The sequence below is a fragment of the Neisseria flava genome, assembly GCF_982712965.1.
In genome coordinates this window covers 1-8,590 of sequence record NZ_CEXQBZ010000059.1, presented here as the reverse complement: position 1 = coordinate 8,590, position 8,590 = coordinate 1, and the positions used below count along the sequence as shown (strand labels likewise).

Genomic DNA, 8,590 nt, shown 5'->3' with positions numbered 1-8,590 from the left:
TCGGACAGGGTGTCGTCTTGCGCCAGCCAGTTGCGGTAGCGGCATAAGGTGCTGTAATCGGGGATGCTCAGTTCGTCGAAACGGCAAAACAGGTTGAAATCGATGCGGATGATGAGGCTGTGTTCGAGTTCGGGATCGGAGAGGCTGTGCCATTGTCCGAGCAGGACGGCTTTGAACATGGACAACAGGGGATAGGCGGGACGGCCGCGGTGGTCTCGGAGGTAACGGGTTCTTTGACGATTCAGGTATTGTTCGATCGGCTGCCAATCAATCACCTGATCCAACTTCAATAGCGGGAAGCGGTCGATGTGTTTGGCAATCATGGCTTGGGCGGTTTGCCGGAAGAAGGTGCTCATGAGAAATCCCCTAAATGTCTTGGTGGGAATTTAGGGGATTTTGGGGGGATTTTGCAAAGGTCTCATACAAGGATAAATTCCGATGAAAACCCGTTTTACTTTAACTTCTCTTGCCCTGGCTTCTCTTATGATGATGGGCAATACTGCAATGGCAGCGCCGATCAACAGCGGCACTTCAGATTTCTTCAATGTTAAATTGACATTGACCGGCTCCTGCGAAACCTTCGTCGTAAATCATGGTCAGGCAACTCCAATTGCTTCTGCTGCCGATCCAATTGCAGGAGCAGATATTGATTTTGGTGAACATAAAGCTCAAAAAAACAGCGCTGAATTAACAGGCAACAACTCAGGCAATACAACACAAGGTATCCAGGTTAATTGCAGTAAAAATACCGTATTCAAAGTACATTTAGAACCTCAAAATCACCAAAGTGCAGACGGCAGTGGCAAGCTGAAAGGTTTATTAGGCACCTCCAATACAGACGAAATCGAGTATCAACTTTACAAACCAGAAATTACCGGAGTTGGTCTCAATGAAACAATTGGCGGAATTTCAGCTATTAAGTGGGGCAAAGAACAAAACTCTCTCTCTCTGACTGGTAAAGGCTTGGATACACCCATCATGCTTCCTGTATTTGCAAAAATCCCACAAGATAAATTGTCCGACAAAACCCCCGACACCTACCAAGACCGCGTAAAAGTAACCCTGACCTACTAATCCGGTTTACTCCCTCAAAACAAAACAACTAAAAAATCCTCATGCAAAAAGCAATCAGCACACTTGTCGGTATGCTGACGGCGGCAGCGGTTTTACCAAACCATGCCGCCGGTTTGCAAGTCAGTCCGACATCGCTTTCCCTGCCCGCCAAACAGCGGGCGGGCATTTTTACTTTGGGAAACAAGGGCGCAGAGCCGTTGACGGCACAAGTGCGCGTATTCCGCTGGACGCAGGACGCAAACGGCGGTGAAGTGCTCGAACCTACCGATGCCGTCATTGCCAGCCCGCCCATGGTCAAACTGGAAACGGGTGCGCAGCAGCAGTTCCGCGTGATGCGCGTCAAACCGTCCGACAAACAGGCTGAAGAAGCCTACCGCCTGATTGTGGACGAGCTGCCCGCCCCCGATGCGAAACCACGAAAAGGCATTCAGTTGGTGATGCGCTATTCGCTGCCGCTGTTTGTCAACGTTCAAAACAATGCCGAACCGAAGCTGCAATGGCGCGCGGAAAAAGCCGCGAACGGCAAAGCGGTTTTGGTTGCCGAAAACACGGGCAATGCCCATGCGCAACTGAGCAATATTACTTTTCAGACGACTTCTGCCAAAGACGCATTGACGCTGGCAAACGGTTTGGCGGGCTACGTCCTGCCGGGCAACACTTGGAAACGCGAATTGGAAGTTTCCCCCGCCTCTCTGAACACAGGTCGTCTGAATGCCACGATAAACGGTATGCCGATCCAAACGGAGGTACGGTTTGCCGCCCCATGACCTAAGGACACGGCTTACGCGGCTGAGTGCCGCGCTGATGCTGTGTTTCTACGCCCTGCCCTCTCCTGCTCAAGACATCCTGACGCAGGCGGCGCCTGCTGCCTACGAGCAGGCGTGGCTGACCGTTTACCCGCAGGTCAAAGTCAACGGCAGCATACGCGACGGTATCGAACCCTTCATGTCGCGCAACGGCGTACTGTATGCGCGTCCCGAATCCCTGCGCGCCTACGGCATTGCCCTGCCCGACGCAGAAGCTGCCGAAGCAGGCAAAAACGGCGTCGTGCCTGAAATTCAGGACGGCGCGTCCACACCCGGCGCAGGCGTATGGTTCGAACTCTCCTCTATCCACGGCTTGCAGGCGAAATACGATGCCGCCGCGCAAACCCTTGACCTCACCGCCCCCCCTCGAATGGCAGCCCGACCTGAAAACCGCCCGAATCGGCGCATTGCAGGAAAACCGCTACGCCATCGCCAAACCCGGCTTTGCCGCCGTTCTGAACTATGACGCCAATATCTCGCGCAACCGCTCCGGCAACGGCACACAGGGCGTTTTCGGCGAAATGCGCCTGAGCACGCCTTGGGGCTATCTGAACCACACCCAATTTGCCAACCGTAGCCGCAACAAAGAAAGCGGCTCTCGCGGCAACACCGCCCGCCTGGATACCTACTGGCGCACCGTCTGGCCCGAACAAGGCATATCGCTGACCGTCGGCGACACCCTGACCGGACAAATCGGCTCATGGGGCGGCACACGCATCGGCGGTATCAAAATCTCCCGCACTTACAACACCCGCCCGTGGAAACAAACCGCCCCGCTGCGTTCCTACCTCGGTAAAAGCACCCTGCCCGGCACGGTCGACCTCTACCTCGACGGCGTCAAACAAATGAGCCGCGACATCGAAGCGGGCGAATACGAACTTATCCTGCCGCCGTCCATCAGCGGCCGCAGCAACGCCCAAGTCGTCGCCACCGACGTACTGGGGCGCACCGTCGTCGTCGATATGCCGCTTTACGGCGGCAGCGGACTTTTGGCAAAAGGCTTGAACGAATGGTCGTTTGAAGCAGGCTACGTCCGCCGCGATTACGGCATCCGTTCCGCAAAATACCAATCCGACCCCGCCGCCTCCGGCACGCTGCGTTACGGTGTCAGCAATACCCTGACCGCCCAAATCCACGGCGAAGCCGCGCGCGGCTACCGTCAGGCGGGCATTGCCGCCGATACCGTATTGGGTTCGCTCGGACAACTCAATCTTAATTATGCCGAAAGCCGCTTTGCGGGCAAAACAGGACGGCGCGGCAGCGCGTTTTTCAGCACCCAATGGGACAGGCTCTCCTTCAGCGCGGGCGCAAGCCGTACCAACGGGCAATTTGCCGAACTGGGCGACACCGCATACGGCGCAGACTTTTTCAAAGCCACACGCCACCCCGCCACATCCGCCTCCGCATCCGCAGGCTGGAGCAGCGACAAACTCGGCTCATTCAGCCTGTCCTACGTCCATTCCCACACCGAAGGCAGTCCCGCCGACGGCGTAGGCTCATTCGGCTGGAGCCGCAGCTTCAAAAACCGCACCTCGCTCTACGCCGGCGCCAATAAAAACTTCCGCAACAGGCGCGAACTGAGTTTCCACGCGGGCCTCTCCGTCAGCCTCGACAACGGCTATTCGACCTCCGCAGGCATCAGCAGAAACAAACACAACAACAGCTACCAAGCAACCCTGAACAAAACCAGCAGCGGCATGGGCAGCACCAGCTGGGGCATAGGCTGGCAGCAAAACGACAACGCAAACGGCAGCCGCAGCAATACCTTCAACGGCAACATCCGCCATCAAAACACCTACGGCGACGGCTGGGCAAACGTTTACAGCCAAAGCGGCAACAGCAACTGGAACGCAGGCTGGAGGGGCGGTCTCGTCCTCATGGGCGGCAGCCTCTTCGCCACCCGCCAAGTCAACGACAGTTTCGCCGTCGTCAGTACCGGCGATATGGCGGACGTCCCCATCCGCGCAGGCGGCATGCCCGTAGGCAAAACCAACCGCAAAGGGCTGGCACTGATCCCCAGCCTCTCTGCCTACCAAAAAAACACCGTCAGCGTCGATATTGCCGAATTGCCGCTGGACGTTCAGCTTGAACACACCGTCGCCGAAATCGCCCCGCCCGAACGCTCGGGCATGCGCGTCGAATTCAAAATCCAGCGTACCCGCGCCGCCACCATGACGCTGAAAGACGCACAAAACCAATTACTCCCGAGCGGCGGCAGCATTACTGCTGAAGACGGCACACCGGCAGCCGTAACCGGCTTCGACGGCAAAACATATATTGAAAACATGAAAGAAGGTAGAAACCGCTTCACCGTCGCCCTCCCCGAAAACGGCGGCACCTGCACCTTCGAAGCGGACTACCCTGAAACACACAATCCGGATTCCATCCCGGAACTGGGAGACATCATATGCAGATAAATATAAAGAAAGGTCCTCTGAAAACCGCAAACCGTCTTTTCCGACAAATGACATTGCCTGCCGTATTCGGACTGCTGTCCCTGTCCGCAGGGCAAGCTTGGGCAAACAGCGGTGTAGCCGGCAGGTTTGTACAATGCACAGCGACGGTACAAGGCAACGGAACTTTCAAAGGTCATCCTGCCTTAGTATTCGGAAGTCAAAGCAATGGGATCAACCTTCTAAACAACAACCAGCCGGAAGATATTCAAGCCACCATCCACTACCAATGCACCAATAATGACATCTATACTGTAAAAGTACGCTTGTGCTTCAATATTGACGGAGGGAGAGGGTTTACAAACATATATACCCCCCGGAGAATAGTTCATAGCAGAAATAACGCCCAAACACTGCAACTATCCTTACTTAAACCCGATAATACCAACTGGGGAACGGGTAACACGCCAAACTCCCCCAGCAGTGTCGGAACAGGTGTCATGCGTATCGGGCTAAAGGGCACCTTTACTGGCAGTATCCCCATCAGAGCTAGATTAGTCAGCGGGCAAAGCAACACCATCCCCACTACGGCTTCGGATTATTACATTGCAGACTTTACCGGCGACTCCACCGTATTAAACTGGAAGGCAGAACGTTATGGTACTCCTGACCCTTCAGATTGCGGAAACGACTTGAATACAGGACAACGCTTCCCTTTTGTCGTCCAAGCCCATGTTGCACCCGTCTGCGAATTCATCTCCGCCGACGACATCGACTTCGGCACACACACCGCGGGCAGCACCAACCTGAAACAGTCGGGCAACCTCACCGTCCGCTGCACCAACGGCACGCCCTACACCGTCGGTCTGATTCCTTCCAACGGTAATCAGGAAGGCAGCGGCGAGATGAAATCCACCAACCCAGCCAATACTGACAAAGTCCCCTACCGCCTCAAAAAGGGTACCCATACAAACGCCCACCTATGGGGCAACAATCCTTCGGGATCAGGCAGCGCGTTGAAATCTACCGGCGACGGCAACAGCCAAATTCACACCATCTCGGCAGAAGTAAAAAACACCGACTACACCCCGGGCGAATATAAAGACAAGGTAACCGTCGATATCCGATACTGATCCGAAGGGTCGTCTGAAAAGAAAAAACAGCATGGTTATAGAAAACACCAATCCGCCGCTATTTCTGTTTGCAAAGGAATAACGGCGGATGTTCTCATTTGGACTCCGCCAAAAAGGTCGTCTGAAAACCTTCAAAACTTTTCAGACGACCTTCAAACCGATATGATGGCAAATCAAACCAACAAAGGAGCAAACACCATGTCAAACAATGAATACACTCAAATCGGCTGGATCGGCCTGGGGCAGATGGGCAATCCGATGGTAACGCGCCTGCTCGATGCAGGCATCAAAGTCGGTGTTTACAACCGTTCACCCGATAAAACCGCCGACTTGCAAACCAAAGGTGCGAAAGTTTACCCAAGCCGCGCAGAACTTATCCGCGCGTATCCCGTTATTTTCCTGATGGTTTCCGACTACGCCGCCATCCTCGATATCCTTGACGAAGATACCCGAAAAGAGCTTGACGGCAAAATCATCGTCAACATGAGCACCATCGCCCCGTCCGAAAACCTCGCTATCAAAGCCATCGTCGAAGCGGCGGGCGGACAGTTCGCCGAAGCCCCCGTCTCCGGCTCGGTTGTCCCCGCCACCAACGGCACATTGCTGATTCTCTTCGGAGGCGAAGAGAATGTTTTAAATTCTCTGCAAAAAGTGTTCGACATTCTCGGCAAAAAAACCTTCCACTTCGGCAACGTCGGTAAAGGCTCCGGCGCGAAACTCGTGCTCAATTCGCTCTTGGGCATCTTCGGCGAAGCATACAGCGAAGCCATGCTGATGGCGCGGCAATTCGGCATCGATACCGACACCATCATTGAAGCCGTCGGCGGCTCTGCCATGGATTCGCCCATGTTCCAAACCAAAAAATCCCTGTGGGCAAACCGTGAATTCCCACCCGCCTTCGCCCTCAAACACGCCTCAAAAGACCTCAACCTCGCCGTCCACGAATTGAAACAGGCAGGCAATTCGCTGCCCGCCGTTGAAACCGTTGCCGAGAGCTACCGTCAAGCCGTCGCAGCAGGTTACGGCGAACAAGACGTTGCCGGCGTTTACCTGAAACTGGCGGAACATCAGAAATAGAGTGGTCGAATCCGGCAGATAAAGGTCGTCTGAAGCCCATATCCCTTTTCAGACGACCTTGCTTGTCAGATGATTAGCGTATTGCAACCATTCAAATATAGTGGATTAAATTTAAATCAGGACAAGGCGACGAAGCCGCAGACAGTACAGATAGTACGGCAAGGCGAGGCAACGCCGTACTGGTTTAAAGTTAATCCACTATACATTGCACGTCATCCCGTTGCCCGTATCTTTCAGAGGAAATTTCATGCGCCCATTCCTTTCCCTCCTTGCCGCAGGCTTTACCCTCCTTACCCTGACCGCCTGCCAACCCGAAGCAGAACATACTGCTTTCGATGAAAAAATCAAAACCGCCTCCGCTCCGTCTGTCGACTGGTCGGTACCGCAACTGTCCAGCAACGTTTGGAAAATCAGTAAAGCAGGTCAGCCCGACTCTTACCTTGTCGGCACCATCCACATCGGTAAAAAAGAAGCCGTCCTATCGAAAGAAGCCGAAAACCTGCTTGCCTCCGTCGAACAACTGACTACGGAAGTCGACTTATTGCCGGAAGAAAATCCGGAAACGCAACAACAATACCAACAGTTTTTCAACCAAGCCACCGACACCAAATCCCTGAAAGCCAAGCTCGGCGATAAAGCCTTCCAAGCGCTGCAAGAAGCCTTCCGCATAAATCCCGAAACCGCTCCCTTGGCGGAAGCTGCCGACGGCATGAAGCCTTGGGCGGCATTCCTATTTGCCCAAAGCGTTTACCCCGCCGAATACAGCTCCACGACAGGCGTGGATATGTTGCTTTCCAAGTCAGCCCAAAAAACAGGCAAGCCGCGCCGCTTCCTCGAAACCATGCCTCAATTAGCGGAAAGTTTTTCCGCCTTTCCCGAAGAAACCATCATCCGTATTTTGAAAACAACCACGGACGACAACAAAGACTTTCTCGAACAAACCCATGAAATGTACGGTCTTTACGAAAGCGGCAACTTTGACGGTTTCGCCGATACCCATAAAAAATACGAACAGCAATCCCTGAAAAAATACCCCGAAATTGCCCCTTTGATGCTGAACTGGTTTCAAAACGACTTATTAGTCGGCCGCAATTTGAAATGGCTGCCTGAAATCAAAGCCCAATCTGCTGAAAAAAGTACGCTGTTCGCCGTCGGCATCATGCACCTGATGTCCGAACAAGGGTTGATCGAATTACTGCGCAAAGACGGTTACGAAGTAACGCCCATGCCCAAAATATTGATGTGGTAACACAAACACAACAAGAGGTCATCTGAAACCCGAATCCCCAGTTTTCAGACGACCTCTTGCAGGCAATACATATTCCCATACCCAAACACCACTATCCAAGGAAATCTCCCATGCAAAAACCCGACATCATCCAAATCGCAGGCCCCGCAGGGCTGCTCGAAACCATCTACCTTCCAGCCGCGCAAACTCCTGCACGCGGCGTGGCAGTCATCAACCATCCCAATCCGTTGCAAGGCGGCACGAACACCAACAAAGTCATTCAAACCGCCGCCAAAGCCTTATCTCAGCTCGGTTTTCACTGTTACCTGCCCAACCTGCGCGGCGTGGGCAACAGCGAAGGTGTTCACGACTACGGACGCGGCGAAACGCAAGATTGCATCGCCGTCATCGACCACGCACGCGCGCAACATCCCGAAGCCGAACAGTTCGCATTGGCGGGCTTCTCCTTCGGCGGCTATGTCGCCACCTTCGCCGCCCAAGAGCGCGAGCCGGATTTACTGCTGCTCATCGGCGCGGCAGTACACCACTACACCGACCGCCCCGAGCCTGCCTCCGTCCCCGATGTATCGAAAACCCTGATGATTCATGGCGCGGAGGACGAAGTCGTTGAAATCAGCAAAGCTTGGACATGGGCGGAACCGCAAGGTTTGCCTATCATCACCATCGCCGGCTCATCCCACTTCTTCCACGGCAAACTCATCGTCCTGCGCGATACCATCACCCGCTTTGTCCCATCGGTTTTGGGTTAAGCAGATTCCCATATAAAAACGTCGTCTGAACATTTTCAGACGACCTTGGATTCGGATTTCAAGTGCAACACTAGTGTATCAGTGGTTTGAACAGATTCAAGAATAAAAC

Annotated in this window: 9 protein-coding genes and 1 pseudogene; 9 read left to right on the top strand and 1 reads right to left on the bottom strand. The window is 54.0% G+C overall.

Translation table 11 applies throughout. The annotated features are described in order from the left end of the window. A partial coding sequence (locus AC5M9B_RS03715; protein ID WP_487648269.1) for a transposase occupies window positions 1-356 on the bottom strand: 356 nt, incomplete at its 3' end. Window positions 357-438: 82 nt separating this feature from the next. Here AC5M9B_RS03715 and AC5M9B_RS03710 point away from each other — a divergent pair. The 9 genes and pseudogenes from AC5M9B_RS03710 to AC5M9B_RS03670 all read left to right on the top strand — a co-directional run bounded on the left by AC5M9B_RS03710 (window position 439) and on the right by AC5M9B_RS03670 (window position 8,481). After that, window positions 439-1,074: a spore coat protein U domain-containing protein gene (locus AC5M9B_RS03710; RefSeq protein ID WP_455007581.1), complete on the top strand. Its 636-nt coding sequence runs from the start codon at window positions 439-441 to the stop codon at window positions 1,072-1,074. A gap of 41 nt (window positions 1,075-1,115) precedes the next feature. After that, window positions 1,116-1,841 carry a fimbrial biogenesis chaperone gene (locus AC5M9B_RS03705; RefSeq protein WP_455007582.1) on the top strand — a complete coding sequence of 242 codons (726 nt, stop codon included), beginning with the start codon at window positions 1,116-1,118 and terminating at the stop codon, window positions 1,839-1,841. Further along, window positions 1,828-2,346, top strand: coding sequence for a hypothetical protein (locus AC5M9B_RS03700; RefSeq protein ID WP_455007583.1), 519 nt, complete (start codon window positions 1,828-1,830; stop codon window positions 2,344-2,346). Before AC5M9B_RS03705 ends, AC5M9B_RS03700 begins: the two co-directional genes overlap by 14 nt. Beyond that, the gene (locus AC5M9B_RS03695) at window positions 2,228-4,297 is read left to right on the top strand and encodes a fimbria/pilus outer membrane usher protein (RefSeq protein ID WP_455007584.1); all 2,070 of its coding nucleotides are present in this window, start codon (window positions 2,228-2,230) and stop codon (window positions 4,295-4,297) included. Before AC5M9B_RS03700 ends, AC5M9B_RS03695 begins: the two co-directional genes overlap by 119 nt. Window positions 4,298-4,773: 476 nt before the next feature. Next, entirely contained in the window at window positions 4,774-5,406 is a 633-nt protein-coding gene (locus AC5M9B_RS03690) for a Csu type fimbrial protein (RefSeq protein ID WP_455007585.1), read from the top strand. Between the two features lie 162 nt (window positions 5,407-5,568). After that, window positions 5,569-6,483: an NAD(P)-dependent oxidoreductase gene (locus tag AC5M9B_RS03685; protein ID WP_455007586.1), complete on the top strand. Its 915-nt coding sequence runs from the start codon at window positions 5,569-5,571 to the stop codon at window positions 6,481-6,483. A gap of 81 nt (window positions 6,484-6,564) precedes the next feature. Further along, window positions 6,565-6,729, top strand: a pseudogene (locus tag AC5M9B_RS03680) (IS5/IS1182 family transposase); the annotation flags it as partial. A gap of 1 nt (window position 6,730) precedes the next feature. Continuing rightward, entirely contained in the window at window positions 6,731-7,732 is a 1,002-nt protein-coding gene (locus AC5M9B_RS03675; RefSeq protein WP_455007587.1) for a TraB/GumN family protein, read from the top strand. Window positions 7,733-7,842: 110 nt separating this feature from the next. Beyond that, window positions 7,843-8,481 carry an alpha/beta hydrolase gene (locus AC5M9B_RS03670; protein WP_209282940.1) on the top strand — a complete coding sequence of 213 codons (639 nt, stop codon included), beginning with the start codon at window positions 7,843-7,845 and terminating at the stop codon, window positions 8,479-8,481. Window positions 8,482-8,590 lie beyond the last annotated feature (109 nt).

Bases quoted from the DNA above. Each gene is read 5' to 3' on its own strand.
- AC5M9B_RS03710 (WP_455007581.1), top strand. From the start codon at position 439: ATGAAAACCCGTTTTACTTTAACTTCTCTTGCCCTGGCTTCTCTTATG.
- AC5M9B_RS03705 (WP_455007582.1), top strand. From the start codon at position 1,116: ATGCAAAAAGCAATCAGCACACTTGTCGGTATGCTGACGGCGGCAGCG.
- AC5M9B_RS03690 (WP_455007585.1), top strand. From the start codon at position 4,774: ATGCGTATCGGGCTAAAGGGCACCTTTACTGGCAGTATCCCCATCAGA.
- AC5M9B_RS03685 (WP_455007586.1), top strand. From the start codon at position 5,569: ATGATGGCAAATCAAACCAACAAAGGAGCAAACACCATGTCAAACAAT.
- AC5M9B_RS03675 (WP_455007587.1), top strand. From the start codon at position 6,731: ATGCGCCCATTCCTTTCCCTCCTTGCCGCAGGCTTTACCCTCCTTACC.
- AC5M9B_RS03670 (WP_209282940.1), top strand. From the start codon at position 7,843: ATGCAAAAACCCGACATCATCCAAATCGCAGGCCCCGCAGGGCTGCTC.